We start from the raw sequence: 18,172 nt of genomic DNA on the forward strand, positions 1-18,172 counted from the left end.
GAATAGCTCCTACGAGCCACCCCCTTATCATCCTAAATTATGTAACTAATCATTCATTCCCTTTCCATTTAGGATGTGCTCTACATATTTTTCAACCCTTAACTGGCGAGTCTTCATTTGTTTTGCTTGAGAAAAATAAAGAATATATGCTCTTTGCCGTCCAGGAGTCAAGGCTTCGAAAGCAGTTTTCAAGGCAGGAATTTCATCGAATTTATTCTGAAGCTCTTCTGAAATTGTGATTTCTGTATCTCTTTTCACTTTCAAACCGGTTTTTTCAACTTCAATCGCTTCATAAATATAGGATTTCAATACGTGTTCCATTTCAAATATTTCTTGAACATTCGAAAATCTAATCTGACGCGCAGCCTGTACATTCTCCGTTTGCTGAATGAGAATCTCGTGAGTATCTTGTAACAAGACACCTTTATGAAAGAGTAGCGCACAATATTCTTTAAATCCATGTATTAAGACTATGTTTTTTCCGCCAAACGTATAACACGGATGCATCCACTTAAATTCTTCAGTAAGCCCACAGGCAAGAACGATATTTCGTAACTCCACATATTCTTCATTCCACTCTTTAACTTGTCTTAAAAATCCATCAACCTTACGATTCTTATTTGTCATCAAAGATCATCCTCTCATCCAAAAAATCACCCTTGGCATATGTGCTATACCAAGGGTGATTGCATTTTACATTTATCCAATCGAACCTTCCATCTCTAGCTTGATGAGGCGGTTCATTTCCACTGCGTACTCCATCGGGAGCTCTTTCGTGAAGGGTTCAATAAAGCCCATCACGATCATCTGAGTTGCTTCTTCTTCGCTGAGACCACGGCTCATAAGATAGAAAAGTTGTTCTTCACTCACCTTACTTACAGTCGCTTCGTGTTCAAGGGTGATATCTTCGTTTTTGATCTCATTGTACGGGATCGTGTCCGAGGTGGAGATATCATCTAGAATCAAGGTATCGCACTCTACCTTCGATTTGGAGCCTTGTGAGTTAGGTCCAAAGCTAGACAGACCTCGATACGTTACCTTCCCACCATGCTTACTAATCGACTTTGAGACAATGGTAGAAGTACAGTTAGGCGCTAATGCGGTTACTTTAGCACCTGCATCTTGATGCTGCCCTTTACCTGCAACTGCGATGGAAAGAACGTCTGCCTTTGCTCCTTCACCCTTCATCACAACAGCCGGATATTTCATCGTCAACTTACTTCCAATATTACCGTCCACCCATTCCATATGAGCACCTTTTTCAGCCACCGCTCGTTTGGTTACGAGATTGTAAATATTAGGTGCCCAGTTTTGAATGGTCGTGTATCGACAACGAGCATGATCTTTTACCACAATTTCTACCACCGCACTATGAAGTGAATCGGTGCTGTAGATCGGTGCGGTACAACCTTCCACATAGTGAACAAAACTTTCCTCATCCGCAATGATTAAGGTACGCTCAAATTGCCCCATGTTTTCGGAGTTAATACGGAAGTACGCTTGCAATGGCACTTCACACTTTACACCTTTTGGTACATAGATGAAACTACCACCGCTCCACACAGCCGTATTTAAGGCGGCAAATTTATTATCGGTAGTCGGAATCACTTTACCAAAGTATTCTTTTACAAGTTCAGGGTACTCTTTCACTGCGGTATCAGTGTCACAGAAGATAACACCCTGCTCTTCAAGCTCTTTCTGCATACTGTGATATACCACTTCAGACTCATACTGAGCCGAAACACCTGCCAAAAATTTCTGTTCTGCTTCTGGAATACCTAAACGATCAAACGTATACTTGATTTCCTCTGGTACTTCTTCCCATGTTTTTCCTTGACGCTCCGAAGGTTTTACATAGTAGGTGATGTTATCGAAATCAAGCTCGCTTAAGTCTCCTGGTAACAAGGAAAACCATTTACTGTTCTCCGCACTCGGCATTGGCATTTTATAAAACTGCTCCAATGCTTTGAGACGAATATCTAACATCCACTCAGGTTCTTCTTTCATGCGTGAAATCTCTTCTACGATCTGGCGATTCAAACCGCGCTTCGAACGAAACACCGACACGTCTTTATCACGAAAACCATATTGATAATCGGAAATATCCGGCATTTGTTTTGCCATGCTCAATCCCTCCTTAAAGGATCTTTACGATTCTTTCTTCTTATCCGCTGATGCTTGCTCCAATGCCTTCCATGCTAACGTAGCACATTTGATCCGGGCGGGGAAACGAGATACTCCGCTCAAAGCCTCAATATCTTCGATTGGAAACTGTTCTACATCAATTTCTTCCCCTTGCATCATTCGCGAAAATATATCAACCAATGCCAAGGCATCGTCTAAAGTTAACCCTTTAACAGCTTGTGTCATCATCGAAGCTGAAGCGAGACTGATTGAGCAACCTTCTCCTTCGAACTTCACATCCTTAATTGTACCATCTTCAATCTGCATTTGCACAGATATACGATCCCCGCATGTTGGGTTATTTAAGTCGACGGTGACCGCGCCCTCTTCGATCCGTCCCCGATTACGCGGGTTTTGATAATGATCCATTATGACGCGACGGTATAAATCATCCAAGGACATTGCTAAAAAACTCCTTCGCTTTGCGTATACCTAGCACTAACTGATCGACATCTTCTTCTGAGTTGTAGATATAAAAGCTAGCTCGGGCCGTTGCCGAAACTTCTAACCATCGCATAAGAGGTTGCGCACAATGATGACCAGCACGAACAGCAATTCCGCTCGCATCCAAGATCGTCGCCAAGTCATGAGGATGCAACTGATCGACATTAAACGTAACCGAACCCATACGGTTCTTACGCGGACCATAGACAGTTAATCCCGGGATCTCTTCCAATGCCTGAAGAGCATACGCTGTCAACCTGCGATCGTGTGCTTCGATCTGATCCATTCCGATGGATTCGAGATAATCAATCGCTGCTCCCAAACCAATCGCTCCAGCGATAATCGGGGTACCACCTTCAAACTTCCACGGTAACTCTTTCCATGTCGAGGTAGTTAAGTCCACGTGATCAATCATTTCACCGCCAAATTCGATCGGTTCCATATTATTCAGTAGCGACTCTTTGCCGTATAATACCCCTATCCCTGTCGGGCCTAACATCTTATGGCTAGAAAAGGCAAAAAAGTCACAGTCTAACTCCTGAACATCAATTTTCATGTGAGGAGCGCTTTGTGCACCATCCACTACGATGACACCGCCCTGGGCATGCACCCATTGTGCTAATTCCTTAATCGGGTTAACTGACCCCAATACATTGGACACATGTGCAACAGCGATCAACTTGGTCCGAGTCGTAATTTTCTCCTTCGCTTTTTCCATATCGATACAGCCATCTTCCGTTAGTGGGAAGAAGGTTAGCTTTGCACCTGTAGCCTTCGCCACTTGCTGCCAGGGAATTAGATTACTGTGATGTTCGGCTAGCGACAAGAGTATTTCATCCCCTGCCGATAAGTTTGCCCGTGCATAGCTCGCTGCAACCAGATTAAGTGCGGTCGTTGTCCCACGCGTAAAGATAATCTCTTTACTCGAGTTAGCATGGATGAAGCGGCGCACTTTGGCACGCGCCCCTTCATATCCATCAGTCGCCCTCGTACCCAAGGTATGGACACCGCGATGCACATTTGAATTTATCAACTGATAATAGGAATTAAGTGCATCAATCACTACCTGTGGCTTTTGCGATGTAGCCGCACTATCTAAATATACTAGAGGGTGGCTATTCACTTCTTGGTCGAGAATGGGAAAATCTTTTTTATGCGAGCTCATTGGCTAAGCTTCCTCTCGATCACACTCACCATTTGTTTACGGATCGCTTCGAAGGGAATTGCATCTAGTACTGGCCCTAAAAACCCATAAATTACGAGCTTTTCTGCCTCACGCTTGGGGATCCCACGCGACATTAGATAAAACAACTGCATCGGATCAATCTGTCCTACACTAGCAGCATGTCCCGCCTTTACATCATTCTCATCGATAAGCAAAATCGGGTTAGCATCACCACGTGCACCGCGATCCAGCATTAGCACTTTTTCTGCTTGCACCCCATTTGCCCGTTTGGCACCTTTCTCAATCTTGGTGATCCCGTTCATGATTGTCTGCGCTTTATCTTTCATCACACCGCGCACGTTCATGTCACTCTCGGTATCCGTCCCTACATGATAGACAGCAGAAGTGAGATTAGAGCGTTGACTACCTGAACCTACGGCGATAGTGCGTACATCGGTGTGACCACCTGGTTCAGTTAGATGGGTCGTATTGTCTGAAAGAGTACGCCCGTGGTTTAATTCACCTACGATCCATTCCATGTAACCATCACGGCCTACCATAGCGCGACGATAAGCAACATCAACAGAATCTTCCCCTAGATTGTGAAGGGTAGCGACGCTCACATGACTGCCTGCACCAACAAATACTTCTACTACGCTATTTTGCACCACAGCACTCGCTTCGCTGTCACCTGTGTAGTTACATACCAGGTTGACGCGACTATTCTCTTCCGTAACGACGAGCACATGCGGCATAATGCCCACACCGTTTCCTTCGTTATAAAAAATAGCTTGTAGCGATTGTTGCACATCTACATTTTTAGGCACATAGAGGAACAACCCTCCGCTCCAAAGTGCCCCGTGCATCGCACTCAGTTGGTGTTCATCTTTCGCCACTGCCTGGCCAAAGTACTTCTTTACCAACTCGGAATGCTCTCGAACCGCCGTTCCTAAGTCAGTAAAAATAACTCCTTGTTCCTCTAATGCTCTGCTAGCATTTTTCCAGATAACACTGGAGTTCTTCTGAACAACAAGGCTTGCATTCTCTTCATCACTCATCAAAGAGAGTACTTCTTGGGGTAATGCACTCGTGTCCGCTACTTCCTGCTCACTCTTTAAGGAAAACTGACTAAAGTTCCACTTGTTGATATTGGTCTTTTCCACTCGTGGGAGTGAAAGTTGTTTCGCCGATTCCAAAGCCTGCAACCGGAATTGTAACATCCATTCCGGTTCTTGTTGACTTTGGGAGAGTTGGGTTACGATTTCTGGGTTAATTTGTTTTTCTAGTTCTGTTGTCATTTTTGCCACCGCCTTACGCCTGTTGTCCAACAGTCTCGTCTTCGATACCCAGTTCTTCTTTAATCCAATCGTAACCTTCTGCTTCCAACTTCTCTGCAAGCTCAGGTCCACCGGAGCGGACAATGCGACCTTGCATCATCACATGGACAAAGTCTGGTTTAATATAGTTAAGCAGACGCTGATAGTGCGTAATGATCAAGACACCTAACTCCGGTTTGCGCATCGCATTTACCCCATCTGCCACTACTTTTAAGGCATCAATATCTAAACCGGAATCAATTTCGTCCAAGACCGCGATACGCGGATCCAACATCATCATCTGCATAATTTCGTTCCGTTTTTTCTCTCCACCGGAGAAACCTTCATTCAGGTAGCGAGATGCGAAGGACTCATCCATATTGAGGCTTTCCATCGTTTTATCCAACTTCTTAATGAACTTCATAATAGAAATCTCATCGCCTTCTTCACGCTTTGCATTGATCGCGCTCCGCAAGAAGTCAGAATTGGTTACGCCGCTTACTTCGCTTGGATATTGCATAGCGAGAAAGAGTCCTTTGCGAGCACGTTCATCCACTTCCATCTCTAAAACGTCTTCTCCATCTAGAGAGACTGTACCTGAGGTGATTTCATATTTGGGATGACCCATCAGTGCGGAAGCAAGAGTACTTTTCCCTGTTCCGTTCGGACCCATGATGGCATGAATCTCTCCACCTTTTACCTCAAGGTTTACTCCTTTGAGAATCTCCTTCTCCTCGATTGTCGCATGCAAATTTTCTATTTTTAAATTTGGTGTAGTTGACATTTGGCATTCCTCCATTTAGCTACGGGCTTCCCCCAACAGTGATTGTCGCCCTTAGATCAATCCTTTGCTATACGCAAACATTTTGATACGATAAGAGCGTTACAGCCTCTTCTCTTTTTAGATTGATTATCATCTGATTCTCATTTCATTCTATCTCATGTGCACAGGTATATCAAGGTGAAAGCAAACAGTTTTCAATTAGATCCATAAGCCACTCCCCAAGAAGAAGGGTGGACGATTCACCATGAGTGAACCAGATAAGCCTATTCGCTGTATTCAGTGTTATAAACAGCGTCCAGGTGGTCGTTGCAACTTTTGTCCTTTGCATAAAAAGAATCGTGCTCTATATCATCATATTGGTGAAGGATGGTATTTGCCCCGCTCCTCTAAGCCCACATTAAAAAAGGGGATAACCCAAAGTGACGAAGAAAGTAGATAGAGTGCACTTCATCATCTTTTCCCTTAAACATAATAAAAAAACCAGGATCTTGTAATCAGACCCTGGTTTTTATTAATATCATCTTTCTACTTCTTTTTTTTCTCTGCTGCTATATCAGCTTTAAATGACTTAGCAAGAGAAATACACATCCCGATCAAAATAAAAGCAAATGGGAACGCAGCGATGATGGCTGCCATCTGCAATGCAGTAAGTCCGCCGGCATAAAGTAACACGGCAGCTGATGCCGCTTGAATAATCCCCCAGGTAAACTTAATTCGGTTTGGAGGATTAAGCTGTCCATTCGTTGTCTGCATACCTAACACAAAAGTAGCAGAGTCAGCGGAGGTAATAAAAAACGTAGTAATCAATAAGACAGCCAGCGTTGAAGTGATACCACTTAAAGGAAGCTGAGACAGGAGCGTAAAGAGAGCCACCTCTGTCCCTGAATCAGTCATCGCATTATTGATGCCGCCTTTACCAAATAACTCCGAGTAAATCCCTGCTCCACCCAGGGTAGCAAACCAAATCCCACTCAACAATGTTGGTACAGCCAATACACCGATAACAAATTCTCGAACGGTACGGCCACGGGAAACACGAGCGATAAACATACCTACAAAAGGCGCCCAAGAGATCCACCATGCCCAATAAAAGATCGTCCAATCCTGAATCCAGCCAGCCAAATCTGATTCAGTAAAGGGGGTTACACGCAAACTCATCGTAGGCAATTCCTGTATATATGTTCCTATGGTTGTAGTGAAGAAATTGATAATAAAGTTAGTCGGCCCCACGAATAAAATGAATACCATCAACGCTAACGCCAATACCATATTGGTATTACTCAAGTACTTGATTCCTTTGTTCAATCCTGTTCCTGCCGAGATCATAAATAGAACAGTAACGACAGCAATAATCATTAACTGAGTCATTCTATCATTAGGGATTCCTGTTAAAAAGTTGAGTCCACTGGAAATCTGCATCGCGCCCAACCCGAGCGAAGTAGCCACCCCTATTACAGTTGCGTACACGGCCAACACATCGATCGTTTTCCCTATGGGACCATTAACCCGGTCACCCAAAAGCGGTGTAAACGTTGCACTGATCAGTCCCGGTGCACCCTTGCGAAATTTAAAGTAAGCTAATGCTAATGCTGTTAAAGTGTAAATGCCCCAAGGGTGAAGTCCCCAATGAAAGAAAGAGTATTTCATCGCCACTCGCGCAGCCTCAGTGGTACCACCCTCTCCTACAGGGGGACTTATAAAGTGATACATCGGCTCAGCTACGCCCCAAAAAACTAAGCCAATCCCCATACCGGCACTAAATAACATCGCAAACCATGAAAGATAACTATACTCTGGTTCCTCATCATCTTTACCTAATCGAATATTACCCGCACGAGTAAAGATTAAAATGATAACAAACACGAGAAAAGAAGTGACAGACAGTAAGTAGAACCATCCAAACTTCACTTGCAAAAATCCTTGTACATCAGAAGTAACGGAATTTAAGCTGTCTGGATTTACTACGCCCCAGATGATCAGGAGTAGCGTAACACTGACAGACACAAGAAACACCGTTGTCCACTTTTGCTGTTGCATCGTTCCCCTCCTTGAAATTTAGGTTTTCTTCACATCAACGTTAGTTTCCCTGTTTGACCCAAAATAAAACTTAAATCTTGTTGAGACTCAGACGAGCCCCAGATAATCCTAGAGCCCGTCGTTTTTACCTTTATTTTTTTGTCATCTGCAAAAACAACTCCACATCTTCTGCATATACATCAATCGCTCGTTGCCAGAAATCTGGTTGAGTCAAGTCGGTCTGCAAATGCTTTTCTGCTAACTCTTCCACTTGCATACGCCCGGTGTCGCGCAGCAGATCCACATACTTTTCTGCGAACCCTTCACCATCTTCCAAAGCACGCGCATAAATGCCCATACTGAACAGATATCCAAAAGTATAAGGGAAGTTGTAAAAAGGAACTTCTGTAATATAGAAATGAAGTTTTGAAATCCAGAAGTTATCAAATTCGTTATCCAACACCCCACTATACCCCTCTTTTTGGGCTCCAACCATTAGCTCCTTCAAACGCTCAATACTAACTGGACCAGCTTTACGCTCTTCATAAAAGCGAGTCTCAAACAAGAACCGAGCATGAATATCCATAAAGAACGCAGCCCCGCGCTGCAGCTTTTCCTCTAGAAGTGCCAACTTCTCCTTTTCCGTTTGCGCCTGTTTCACTGAAGCATCTGCCACGATCATCTCTGCAAAGGTAGAAGCTGTTTCCGCCACATTCATCGCATAGCCTTGTGAAAAATAAGGAAGCTCTTTCATCACATATTGATGATAAGCGTGTCCCAGTTCATGCGCTAAAGTAGATACGTTAGAAGCAGTTCCAGAGTATGTCATAAAAATTCGCGATTCCTTCGCCATCGGAAAGTCAATACAAAACCCGCCTGGGCGTTTATGGGAACGATCTTCGACTTCAATCCAACGGTCACTAAACGCTAATCTAGAAAACTCTGCCATGTGAGGATCAAAACGCTCAAAATGCTCCATGATGAAGTTTGCTCCTTCATCATAAGAAACTTTGTTCTCTTCCACACTAAGAGGCGCAAAAACATCGTAAAACTCCATCTTTTCAATACCTAGCAGCTCTTTCTTCCGCTCTAAATATTTCACCACGATGCCCTTGTTCTTCGCAATCGTCTCCCACATCGTCTGAAGTGTTTTTTCCTGCATACGATTTATAGAGAGTGGCTCTTTCAAAGCAGATTCCCATCCACGGTGCTTATACAGCTGCAAGCGGAATCCACCTAATCGGTTTAGTGCCATTGCCGCCAGATCAGCATTCTCTTCAAAAGCCTTGTTTAAAGCAGTAAATGCTCGTTTCCGCACCTCGCGATCGCCCGCTTCTACTTTATTTGCCAATTGACCTACTGACATTATTGTGGTCTCACCATTCTCCTCATAGGGGATCGTGATACGCCCAATAATACTACTATAAAGCTCTCCCCAACCATGATATCCATCTACAGCGAGGTCGTTTGCCACTTTTTCTTGTTCGGCAGGCATCTTCTCTTTCGCTTGTCTGCGCATCTCCTCTAAGTTAAAGGAGATAGGTGCCAGCTTCGCATCTGCCAATAAATGCTTCCAATCTTCCTCTGAGACAGCTACCATTTTTTGTTCCCATACCACCAACACGGATTGATAAGCCGCGTCCAATTGCATTAGTTGACTGCGTACCAATTGAGCCTGCTCATCACGCGTATCTGCTGAAGCGAGACATTCTACGAAAGAGAGCCCATGAACCAGGCGTGCTCCAACCTCCTGCACTCCCTCAGCAATCTCAATCCATAAGGTATGAGCTGTCACTGTTTCTGCTGGAATGAGATCATTTACTTTTTCTTCTACTTCTTTCAACACCTCATTCATTTCTGTTATAAACGCTTTTAATTCAGGCGATGTGCTTCCTCCTGCAAAGAAACGATCCAAGTCCCACGTTAAGCTGTAGTTCATACCCATCATTTCATCCCCTCATTTTTAAATTGTATGTATAAATACTCTCTTCATTATCCATCATACCAGAAATTGAAAAAGAAGACCCCCAAAAGATAGGGGGTCTTCTCACCCGATTCGACGCTACCAACGGATGCATCGCCGGTTTGCGGGATTACTTTCCGGAGGCTATTAAGCGGTCTGCTCCTTGCAGTGCCTCACGTGTCATACTCCTAACCATGCGATGTTCTTGCTCACGCTTCGCTTCTACTTTCAAACGCACATCAAAATTCTCCACATACCGTGCATAAGGAACATCATGATGGCGATACATTGCATCAGAGATCGACTGCGTGACTTCGTTGGATAAAATAAATAAGCATCTCCCTTCAGAATTCACTATCAATACTAACAAAAATGAATAAAAAAATCAAATGCTGGTCAATGTTGCAGCGATTGCTGAGAAAACTCTTGATACGCTTCCTGTACTAGGGTAACCGCCTGCGCCATGGCTGCTCCACCACCAAAAGCTCCTGCTACGGCTGAGGCTTCTAACACCATTTTAGCACTCGCACCTTGATCCACCGCACCCTTAGTATGGTAGATGATACAGTATTCATCATTGGTCATAACACCTAGGGCAAGCGCAATGAGGTGCTTCGTTTGCTTAGACACTTCCCCATCAGCAAAACAGGCTTGCGTAAACTGACTGTACTCCCGTGCTACTTCGGGTAACTCCCTTTCAAATTGACCCAGACCTTCTTTATAATCGTGCAAGGATTGCTGAATAATTGAAGCTTCCAACCCACACACCTCCTTTTACCCATTCCCCAAACCCAAAAAACATCGGAAAATGTGGAATGCTCTTATTCAACGTTATCCTGCACGACTTCACCCTATTTCATTCACATTTTTATTCGTATACAAGTGCCGACGCATAATGCTGAAAAGCGACCTCCCACTCATTCTTTTCCGCTAACGCTTCCGCTAAATCCCATTCATCTTTCACTACTTCTTTAGCGTATGGATGGAGAGTGAGGAACGTGTTTACTGCCATTCTCCAATCCTTCTCTTCCGCATAAAGGAGGGCAAGTTGATGCACTGCATACCCTAAACCTGGGGTAACTAAATTTATGCCATCTTCTAGGGCTAGAGCATCAAACCGCTCTTTTTCACGCGCAATAATCTTTTTTAATTCTTGATGGGCCTTCTCTTTCTCTCCTGCTTGAAACCAGTAATAGCACAAATATACTTCCAGATGAACACGGCTCATCATATATCCCATTGAGATAGGATAAGCTGGCAATGCTTCCTCCATTCTTTGTGCAGCTAACGGATAGTCGCCCTTATCTGCATCCATTTCTGCCAACTCCACTAAACTGCGTACATAAGCAAAGTGACGATTTGGATTTTCCTGCGCCCCTTCTGCTGCCAGCGAAGCAAAAATCCGATAAGCTAACTCGCGTTTTCCTTGTTGCATACAGGTCACTGCCACTAACATCCGGTTATTCATATCATGAAAGTCGGCGAAGAACCCTTTTGGTAATTGATGGGCTACCCATGACTCTGCTTCATTTTTTAAATTAGTTAACGAATCCATGACTCTCATCCTCCACTACCTATTGATCATTTGTTTTCTAGTTTACCATGAGCACATAAAGGGCAACATTCCAGTTTAGTGAACTCGACCAAGAAGGAAATAACTTACGTTCATCATTGGAGAAAAAGATACATATGATTGTCTCAGGGACAAGTTCTCCTCACCTGTAGTCGTGGTACAATACCAATAATTTAACACACCCACTATACTATTTACCTTTACAAACCATAGGGGAGGATTTACTATGTCCACTTCTGACACTAATTTTTGTTTACCCAGCCTACAAGATGGCAAGCACTTTTGCCTAAATGAATACCATGGAAAGCTAATTCTACTCACTTTTTGGGTTACTTGGTGTCCTGCCTGCCAATCTGACCTTCCCAAAAAAGAGGTCTTTTATCGCTCAATGCAATCCGAGCACATTCAGTTTTTTTCAATCAATGTAAGTGGGCGCGAACCCCAACCCACAGAAGTTCCCAGTTATATAGAAGAGCACGGCTTCACGTTTCCTGTCCTCTTAGATCGTGGAAGGCAGGTATATGATCAGTATGGTATAACCTCTGTTCCTACCACGATCTTAATCGATCGGCAAGGGATCATCCAAGGTCGTTATGATGAACATGTCCCTTTCTCTGATATCATCGCAGACTTGGGTACGCTTTTAAGTTCTACTTAATATGTTTGTGAGGTGTAATATGTATGGGATGGTTTGAAGCGATGATACTAGGTATAATTCAAGGCTTAACAGAATTTTTACCCATCAGTAGTACAGGACATCTCTATTTGGGTCGCCATATGTTTGGTTTGGATGAAGCAGGGTTATTTTTAGATACCCTGCTCCACTTCGGAACTTTGTTAGCAGTCATCATTGTATTTAGGGAAGAGCTTTTGGTCGTCGTCAAAAATCCCCTCGGTCGACTCGCTCGTTTACTCTTTATCGGAACCATCCCCACGGCTCTTATCGGACTTACTTTCAATGACTTCTTCACTAACATTTCACAGACCGGGGAGACGATCGGGTGGGAGTTTCTTGCTACTGGCTGTATACTTTGGATTGCCGATCGGTGGAAGGAAACCGGGTACAAAGAAATGGAACAGATTAGTGTAAGAGATGCGCTGATAATTGGAACCTTTCAAGGGGTGGCCATCCTGCCTGCGATCTCACGTTCAGGATTGACGATAGCTGCTGCCTTGTTACGTCAGATAGAGAAGAAGAGCGCAGCCTCCTTCTCTTTTCTCCTATCTATTCCTGCTATTACGGGAGCCGTTGTCCTGCAAAGCAGGGAACTTGCGGACGCATCTACTCAGTTTTCCCTACCACTCTCCTCTTTATTGTTGGCTACCGTGACGGCTGCACTCTGTGGATATTTCGCTGTAAAATGGATGATCCGCATACTATGTCAAGGGTCGCTCAAAGGCTTTGCCGTCTACGTGTGGGCACTAGGCGCCATTGTCCTGATCCTTCAATATAGTGATAATTTCTAATTTATGGTATAGATTGATATTTATGACTGAAAACAACCTCTATTTTCAAACGGAACGGATCCTCAAAATAAAGGGCATAGTAATCAAACTCATCATGAAAATGACCGGGGCTATCGTATAGTAGATTAACACCGCGCTCCATCAAGAAATTCGCTATCTCTTCCACCTCTTCACGATTTTCCACTTGAAATGCGACATGGTTGAGACCAGGATGCTTGCGATGGAATGAAACCTCACTATATTGCTGTTCAACTTGTACGAGGCACCATTTCATATCTCCGTTCCCGTATGAGATCCATGTCTCTTCGTCATGGCGAAGATGAAACCCTAGCATCTCCATCAGGGGATCATAAAAGCGTTTCGCCTTTGCTAAATCTACAACTTGATAATCCAAATGAGAGAACGAAACTTTCATGAAATCGCCCTCTCTTTAATAATTGAATCTACCAAGTGAACAGGAGACATATCACCGAGTGAAAACCACTCTAGCATCCGATTTCGCTTAAACAACTTCGATGTCATCTCTGCTTTGCTCAATCCATTCTTTTGTAGAGCTAGGGTTTCATCTACTAACCAGTAGAGAAAATCTAGCTTCTTTTTTAAAGCCTCCGCTCCGTTTTCTACTCTACCCGCATGACCACAAAAAACGGTAGTAATCCGATACGCCAATATTTTTTCAATGGAAGCAATCATCTCTATCACAGATTCTCCTCGAATTCCTGTCGCCAGCCTTGTGCCCAAAAAGAGATCACCTGCAAATAGCCATCCGGTACTCTCTTCATATAAGCAGTGATGATCATCACAATGCCCAGGAGTATGAAGGATTTGGAATCTATAACGAGGAGTTACAACCTCTCCTGTGGTTTCTTCCCCTGTTATCCACTGTGGCGACCCCCACGCTGTACGACGATAGTATGGAATCACATCCATCGCATGAATGGTATCAATCGTTCTCTTAGTCATATATAGAGGCACGTCAAATCGCTTAACCAACCATGATGCATTGCCCACGTGATCCTCGTGATGGTGTGTGATCATTATTTGCTTAGGTGTAACCTGACGCACAAACTCTTCCACCGCTTTCTTCCCACGAGGAGGACCGGTATCTATCATCAATCCATCTACCATGTATGTACAAAAATTCATGTAGCTGCCTAAAGATCGATAGCTACAACGCATCGAAACTACATCATCTCGATGATCCATCCGAATGATATAATCACTCATGAGTTCTCACCTTCCAATATCAATATGAATGACTGTTCAGTTTAATTTTATCACGTCCTCTTTTCTACAGGAAGATGTTTCTTAAACCACTCCATCTCTTGCTTACCTCTCTAAAGAATAACTTCCTGCCTCCATGGTAATACCCCCATACGCATCGCAGGGGGGCTAAACGCTCATTTAACTGTATTTATTGCTTATGGTATTTGTCTTTTCAGGCGTGCGATCAACAACTCTTTTTCACCAATAATCTGCTTTAACACCCGGTTTTCAGCAGCAAATGCCGCATTTGTCTTCGTTTGTATAGGAGCGCCTGCAGAAATTTTGTTTTCTTTTCCCGTATTTTTCTTGGGTGTATGAATGGGCTTTCCATCTGTAAACGCACCTTGCATATATTGACGAATCCATACACTTAATACATCAGGTGCAATTTGAAACTCACGCGCTACTTTAGCTATATCCTTTTCTGCCAATGCTTTTCGTACCGCCTGTACCTTTCTTGTGATAGGAATAGTATTCCCTTTGTTCATTCTCATCCCCCACCCGCTCATCTTATTACTCGCTATTCACTCCTGCTATTTTATACAGAATAAGCTCCAGCGGTTATAGTCTGATCTCACTATAAGTTGAAATTGAGCCAAAACCTATAAAATAAGAGCGTTTCCTATGAGTAAGGAACGCTCTGAGAATTACTTGGTTATCATCCTAACGACGGTCAGAAAAACCTAGCAACACTCTTCGTAAATCTGCCACCTGTTGCAAACGCTGCAACACCAGCTGGTCTGCTGCTAGACATGTGGGAATATCTTTTTCCTTTGATAATTCATAAATTTTTAATAACATGTCATAGATGGAATCCGTTTTCTCCTTTACTCGTTCCTCGTGATATCCTTGTAGCTCATCTGCAACCTGAATTAGGCCGCCTGCGTTAACCAAATAATCGGGTCCATATACAATGCCCCTCCGATGGAGCTCTTCTCCATGTCGTTCCTCCGCCAGCTGGTTATTAGCTGCGCCAACGATAGCTGAACACTTTAGCTCATCCATGGTCTGATCATTAATCACACCTCCGCGAGCACAAGGTGAAAAAATATCACATGCAACCGCATGAATCTCTTCTACACCGATTGATTCCACCTGGTCGTGATAACGATGACTCAAGGTGTGTACATGATCCTGTTTTACATCTGCAATAATAACCTTCGCTCCTTCTTCCAGCAGAAACTCAACCAACTTATAACCAACTTTTCCTATTCCTTGAACAGCAACCGTGCGTCCGGCAAGGCTTGCATCACCCCATAGATGAGTTGCTGTTGCTCGCAAGCTCTGCAATACTCCTATAGCCGTTGGCACGGAAGTATCTCCACTCCCACCATGACTTTGGGGTAATCCAACAAATGATTCACTTTCCCGAGCAGCATGCACAAAATCCTCTGGGTTGGTTCCCATATCCGTACCCGTAAAAAATCGTCCATTTAACCCACCGACAAAACGCCCAAGTGAACGAAACAGCTCAGGCGTTTTTTCCGTTTCGGGATCAGCGATAATCACAGCTTTACCACCACCAAAATCAACGTCCGCCAGCCCATTTTTATACGTCATTCCGCGCGAAAGGCGCAAAACATCATCGAGAGCTTCATCCGTGTTGGCGTAAGGGAGCATACGACATCCCCCTAGAGCAGGACCCATAGTAGTATTGTGAATTGCTATAATCGCTTTTAACCCTGAGGATTGATGTCGGCAGAATATCACTTGTTCATGACCCATTCGCTCCATTTCAGCAAAAACATCTTTCATCATTTCAGACTGTAAGAAATCAGGACTTTGTTCCGCATGCTCCTTCAAATGTTCAGCCTCTTGATCCTGTAACATCTTCATCTAAGCATCCATCCGTTTCTTTGTCGATGTTTTGTACTAGTGTCGAACAACAGGTCTAGCTTAATCTCTTCTTAATTCCCTTTAAATTTGGGGGCTCGTTTTTCTACAAAAGAGGAGACACCCTCCAGAAAATCTTGCGAACACCCTGCTTGTTGCTGTAGTTGTGCCTCTAACTCCAACGCTTCCTCTAATGACTGCTCCATCGCTTTGTAGAGGGCTTTCTTTGTCATCCCCGTACTCTTGGTCGGTCCAGCCGCCAATTTCTTTAACCATGCGAATGCTTCCGTCTCTAGCTGTTCTTGTGGCACGATTTTATTAGCCAAACCAATCTGAATTGCCTCCTCGGCTTCGACATCACGTGCAGTCATAGCCAACTCCATTGCCCGTCCCATTCCTACTAAACGTGGCAAAAAGTAGCTCGCACCTGTGTCCGGTACTAAACCAATCCGATTAAAGGCTATGACAAAACGAGATTGATCCGAAATGATTCGCATATCACATGCGAGCGCCAAACTGGCACCAGCTCCTGCAGCAACACCATTAACAACTGCAATTACCGGTTTTTCCATCTGTGCAATCGCCATCACAATCGGATTATATTGCTCACGCACGCTTTTGCCAAAAGCCAATTCAGCAATATTGGGATCAGTATGATCCGTTAAATCTTGTCCAGAACAAAATGCCTTCCCAACACCCGTCAACATCACTGCGCGCACTTCGGGATCTTGGCCTGCTGATTGTAAAACTTGCAACAATTCTTTTTTCAGCTCTAAGTTAAGGGCATTATATTTCTCTGGACGATTAAGTGTGACAATACCTACACCTTCTTCTTTTTTAAAAAGAACTGCACTTCCCATATCGAACTCCCCTTTTATCTCTATACTTTATTTCCCGTGAAAATGTGGTCGCCTCTTTTCTACAAACGCCCGCATTCCCTCTTTCTGATCCTCTGTAGCAAATAATAAGTAAAAGCATTTTTGTTCAAAATCCAATCCCTCTGCCAATGTGCTTTCCATCGATTTTAGAATAGATTCTTTCGCTAACCGTACTGCTAAAGGCGCTTTATTAGCTAAGCGTTGTGCCCACTTCATCGCCTCTTCTTCTAACTGATGAGCGGGAACAACTTCATTGATCAACCCTAATCGATAAGCTTCCTGAGCAGTAATGGGTCTGCCTAACAATACCATCTCCATCGCCTTCGCTTTACCTACACTACGAACAAGCCTTTGAGTTCCTCCTGCTCCAGGCATCACACCCAAATTAATCTCAGGTTGTCCAAACGAAGACCCTTCTGCCGCTAGGATGAGATCGCATGCCATCGCCAGTTCACAACCGCCTCCCAATGCCATCCCACTCACCGCAGCAATCATTGGTTTCTTTACTTCGCTCAGACGATCCCAGGCAGAGAATTGATCCTGCACTAACAGATCTGTCGTTGTCGCGTCTAACATTTCAAAAATATCTGCCCCAGCGGCAAAGGCGTGTTCATTACCGCAGAGAAGGATACAGCCTACCTCGTCATCTCGTTCCATCTCGTTTAATGCATGTACCAATTCATCCATCAAAGCCAGGTTGAGAGCATTTAACACATCGGGACGATCCAGTTGAATCCGCCCCACACCCTTGATTTTCGTTACTAATATGTGCTGGTAGGCCATGATACCCTCCTTACACAAGTCGCCCTACAGTGATTACCACGTGAGAGCGTTTTCAATTCAGACTATATGTTCATTTTAGCAAATCTTATCCCCTTACGCAGTCGATCACTTTAAAGGGGTAAAGATGCAATGCAAATGTGAGAGGGGAGCGGTCATTTCAACCTCCCCCCTCTCACATTTTACTCAGCTACGATACTTCGTTTTTCGCTTCTTGTATGCAAGATTTACAAACGAGACGATCACGATAAAAGATAACCTCTTCCATGCCTTCACAAAACACACAACTTGGACTGTACTTTTGCAACACAATCGCCTCGTCACCCTTAATGAACACTTCAAAACCGTCATGGGCAGAGATGTTCATACTTCTACGTAACTCCTTTGGTAAAACCACTCTTCCTAAATGATCAACCTTGCGAACAATACCGACACCTTTCATGCTTGGTTCCCCTCTCAACATTAAACTTGGAAGAGGTTCAATGTAGGCGTTTGCCAAGGAA

Annotated in this window: 21 protein-coding genes; 3 read left to right on the forward strand and 18 right to left on the reverse strand. The window is 43.9% G+C overall.

The features are described from left to right. Positions 1-45: 45 nt before the first annotated feature. The 6 genes from NXZ84_RS09935 to sufC all read right to left on the reverse strand — a co-directional run bounded on the left by NXZ84_RS09935 (position 46) and on the right by sufC (position 5,893). Positions 46-627, reverse strand: a complete 582-nt coding sequence (locus NXZ84_RS09935; protein WP_258840095.1) for a YdeI/OmpD-associated family protein — start codon at positions 625-627, stop codon at positions 46-48. Between the two features lie 72 nt (positions 628-699). Further along, the gene (gene sufB / locus NXZ84_RS09940; protein WP_258840096.1) at positions 700-2,124 is read right to left on the reverse strand and encodes a Fe-S cluster assembly protein SufB; all 1,425 of its coding nucleotides are present in this window, start codon (positions 2,122-2,124) and stop codon (positions 700-702) included. 24 nt (positions 2,125-2,148) lie between these two features. Beyond that, a complete protein-coding gene (sufU, locus tag NXZ84_RS09945; protein WP_258840097.1) occupies positions 2,149-2,586 on the reverse strand; it encodes a Fe-S cluster assembly sulfur transfer protein SufU in 438 nt (145 codons plus the stop codon). Further along, positions 2,573-3,793 carry a cysteine desulfurase gene (locus NXZ84_RS09950; RefSeq protein WP_258840098.1) on the reverse strand — a complete coding sequence of 407 codons (1,221 nt, stop codon included), beginning with the start codon at positions 3,791-3,793 and terminating at the stop codon, positions 2,573-2,575. Before NXZ84_RS09950 ends, sufU begins: the two co-directional genes overlap by 14 nt. Then, positions 3,790-5,190, reverse strand: coding sequence for a Fe-S cluster assembly protein SufD (gene sufD / locus NXZ84_RS09955; protein ID WP_258840099.1), 1,401 nt, complete (start codon positions 5,188-5,190; stop codon positions 3,790-3,792). Before sufD ends, NXZ84_RS09950 begins: the two co-directional genes overlap by 4 nt. After that, a complete protein-coding gene (gene sufC / locus NXZ84_RS09960; RefSeq protein WP_258840100.1) occupies positions 5,105-5,893 on the reverse strand; it encodes a Fe-S cluster assembly ATPase SufC in 789 nt (262 codons plus the stop codon). Before sufC ends, sufD begins: the two co-directional genes overlap by 86 nt. 244 nt (positions 5,894-6,137) lie before the next feature. On the opposite strand from sufC, the gene NXZ84_RS09965 reads away from it, so the two are divergent. After that, a complete protein-coding gene (locus NXZ84_RS09965) occupies positions 6,138-6,332 on the forward strand; it encodes a hypothetical protein (protein ID WP_258840101.1) in 195 nt (64 codons plus the stop codon). Between the two features lie 86 nt (positions 6,333-6,418). On the opposite strand, the gene NXZ84_RS09970 is transcribed toward NXZ84_RS09965, so the two are convergent. The 5 genes from NXZ84_RS09970 to NXZ84_RS09990 all read right to left on the reverse strand — a co-directional run bounded on the left by NXZ84_RS09970 (position 6,419) and on the right by NXZ84_RS09990 (position 11,427). Continuing rightward, positions 6,419-7,930, reverse strand: coding sequence for a glycine betaine uptake BCCT transporter (locus tag NXZ84_RS09970; RefSeq protein WP_258840102.1), 1,512 nt, complete (start codon positions 7,928-7,930; stop codon positions 6,419-6,421). A gap of 130 nt (positions 7,931-8,060) precedes the next feature. Continuing rightward, entirely contained in the window at positions 8,061-9,854 is a 1,794-nt protein-coding gene (locus NXZ84_RS09975) for a M3 family oligoendopeptidase (protein ID WP_258840103.1), read from the reverse strand. A gap of 148 nt (positions 9,855-10,002) precedes the next feature. Continuing rightward, on the reverse strand, positions 10,003-10,227 hold the full coding sequence (locus NXZ84_RS09980) for a YuzK family famiily protein (protein WP_483869638.1): 225 nt from the start codon (positions 10,225-10,227) through the stop codon (positions 10,003-10,005). Between the two features lie 41 nt (positions 10,228-10,268). Beyond that, entirely contained in the window at positions 10,269-10,631 is a 363-nt protein-coding gene (locus tag NXZ84_RS09985) for a carboxymuconolactone decarboxylase family protein (protein WP_309495755.1), read from the reverse strand. A 109-nt stretch (positions 10,632-10,740) separates the two neighbouring features. Beyond that, positions 10,741-11,427 carry a tetratricopeptide repeat protein gene (locus NXZ84_RS09990; protein ID WP_258840106.1) on the reverse strand — a complete coding sequence of 229 codons (687 nt, stop codon included), beginning with the start codon at positions 11,425-11,427 and terminating at the stop codon, positions 10,741-10,743. 244 nt (positions 11,428-11,671) lie between these two features. Here NXZ84_RS09990 and NXZ84_RS09995 point away from each other — a divergent pair, with 244 nt between their 5' ends. Beyond that, positions 11,672-12,103: a TlpA family protein disulfide reductase gene (locus tag NXZ84_RS09995; protein WP_258840107.1), complete on the forward strand. Its 432-nt coding sequence runs from the start codon at positions 11,672-11,674 to the stop codon at positions 12,101-12,103. 23 nt (positions 12,104-12,126) lie between these two features. Beyond that, a complete protein-coding gene (locus NXZ84_RS10000; protein WP_258840108.1) occupies positions 12,127-12,912 on the forward strand; it encodes an undecaprenyl-diphosphate phosphatase in 786 nt (261 codons plus the stop codon). A gap of 1 nt (position 12,913) precedes the next feature. Here NXZ84_RS10000 and NXZ84_RS10005 read toward each other — a convergent pair whose 3' ends face one another. From NXZ84_RS10005 to NXZ84_RS10035, 7 genes are all read right to left on the reverse strand, one after another. Then, complete coding sequence (locus NXZ84_RS10005) at positions 12,914-13,327, reverse strand: VOC family protein (RefSeq protein ID WP_258840109.1); 414 nt, start codon at positions 13,325-13,327, stop codon at positions 12,914-12,916. Further along, on the reverse strand, positions 13,324-14,139 hold the full coding sequence (locus NXZ84_RS10010) for an MBL fold metallo-hydrolase (protein WP_258840110.1): 816 nt from the start codon (positions 14,137-14,139) through the stop codon (positions 13,324-13,326). Before NXZ84_RS10010 ends, NXZ84_RS10005 begins: the two co-directional genes overlap by 4 nt. Positions 14,140-14,333: 194 nt before the next feature. Further along, entirely contained in the window at positions 14,334-14,666 is a 333-nt protein-coding gene (locus tag NXZ84_RS10015; protein ID WP_258840111.1) for a hypothetical protein, read from the reverse strand. A gap of 175 nt (positions 14,667-14,841) precedes the next feature. Continuing rightward, complete coding sequence (locus NXZ84_RS10020) at positions 14,842-16,014, reverse strand: Leu/Phe/Val dehydrogenase (RefSeq protein ID WP_258840112.1); 1,173 nt, start codon at positions 16,012-16,014, stop codon at positions 14,842-14,844. Between the two features lie 71 nt (positions 16,015-16,085). After that, positions 16,086-16,871: an enoyl-CoA hydratase-related protein gene (locus NXZ84_RS10025; protein ID WP_258840113.1), complete on the reverse strand. Its 786-nt coding sequence runs from the start codon at positions 16,869-16,871 to the stop codon at positions 16,086-16,088. A gap of 27 nt (positions 16,872-16,898) precedes the next feature. Beyond that, complete coding sequence (locus tag NXZ84_RS10030; RefSeq protein ID WP_258840114.1) at positions 16,899-17,672, reverse strand: enoyl-CoA hydratase-related protein; 774 nt, start codon at positions 17,670-17,672, stop codon at positions 16,899-16,901. Positions 17,673-17,859: 187 nt separating this feature from the next. Continuing rightward, positions 17,860-18,111, reverse strand: a complete 252-nt coding sequence (locus NXZ84_RS10035) for an AbrB/MazE/SpoVT family DNA-binding domain-containing protein (RefSeq protein ID WP_258840115.1) — start codon at positions 18,109-18,111, stop codon at positions 17,860-17,862. Positions 18,112-18,172 lie beyond the last annotated feature (61 nt).

This window comes from Mechercharimyces sp. CAU 1602, assembly GCF_024753565.1.
GTDB lineage: Bacteria > Bacillota > Bacilli > Thermoactinomycetales > JANTPT01 > Mechercharimyces.

Bases quoted from the DNA above. Each gene is read 5' to 3' on its own strand.
- NXZ84_RS09935 (WP_258840095.1), bottom strand. From the start codon at position 627: ATGACAAATAAGAATCGTAAGGTTGATGGATTTTTAAGACAAGTTAAA.
- sufB (WP_258840096.1), bottom strand. From the start codon at position 2,124: ATGGCAAAACAAATGCCGGATATTTCCGATTATCAATATGGTTTTCGT.
- sufU (WP_258840097.1), bottom strand. From the start codon at position 2,586: ATGTCCTTGGATGATTTATACCGTCGCGTCATAATGGATCATTATCAA.
- NXZ84_RS09950 (WP_258840098.1), bottom strand. From the start codon at position 3,793: ATGAGCTCGCATAAAAAAGATTTTCCCATTCTCGACCAAGAAGTGAAT.
- sufC (WP_258840100.1), bottom strand. From the start codon at position 5,893: ATGTCAACTACACCAAATTTAAAAATAGAAAATTTGCATGCGACAATC.
- NXZ84_RS09965 (WP_258840101.1), top strand. From the start codon at position 6,138: ATGAGTGAACCAGATAAGCCTATTCGCTGTATTCAGTGTTATAAACAG.
- NXZ84_RS09970 (WP_258840102.1), bottom strand. From the start codon at position 7,930: ATGCAACAGCAAAAGTGGACAACGGTGTTTCTTGTGTCTGTCAGTGTT.
- NXZ84_RS09975 (WP_258840103.1), bottom strand. From the start codon at position 9,854: ATGGGTATGAACTACAGCTTAACGTGGGACTTGGATCGTTTCTTTGCA.
- NXZ84_RS09990 (WP_258840106.1), bottom strand. From the start codon at position 11,427: ATGGATTCGTTAACTAATTTAAAAAATGAAGCAGAGTCATGGGTAGCC.
- NXZ84_RS09995 (WP_258840107.1), top strand. From the start codon at position 11,672: ATGTCCACTTCTGACACTAATTTTTGTTTACCCAGCCTACAAGATGGC.
- NXZ84_RS10000 (WP_258840108.1), top strand. From the start codon at position 12,127: ATGGGATGGTTTGAAGCGATGATACTAGGTATAATTCAAGGCTTAACA.
- NXZ84_RS10005 (WP_258840109.1), bottom strand. From the start codon at position 13,327: ATGAAAGTTTCGTTCTCTCATTTGGATTATCAAGTTGTAGATTTAGCA.
- NXZ84_RS10010 (WP_258840110.1), bottom strand. From the start codon at position 14,139: ATGAGTGATTATATCATTCGGATGGATCATCGAGATGATGTAGTTTCG.
- NXZ84_RS10015 (WP_258840111.1), bottom strand. From the start codon at position 14,666: ATGAACAAAGGGAATACTATTCCTATCACAAGAAAGGTACAGGCGGTA.
- NXZ84_RS10020 (WP_258840112.1), bottom strand. From the start codon at position 16,014: ATGAAGATGTTACAGGATCAAGAGGCTGAACATTTGAAGGAGCATGCG.
- NXZ84_RS10025 (WP_258840113.1), bottom strand. From the start codon at position 16,871: ATGGGAAGTGCAGTTCTTTTTAAAAAAGAAGAAGGTGTAGGTATTGTC.
- NXZ84_RS10030 (WP_258840114.1), bottom strand. From the start codon at position 17,672: ATGGCCTACCAGCACATATTAGTAACGAAAATCAAGGGTGTGGGGCGG.
- NXZ84_RS10035 (WP_258840115.1), bottom strand. From the start codon at position 18,111: ATGAAAGGTGTCGGTATTGTTCGCAAGGTTGATCATTTAGGAAGAGTG.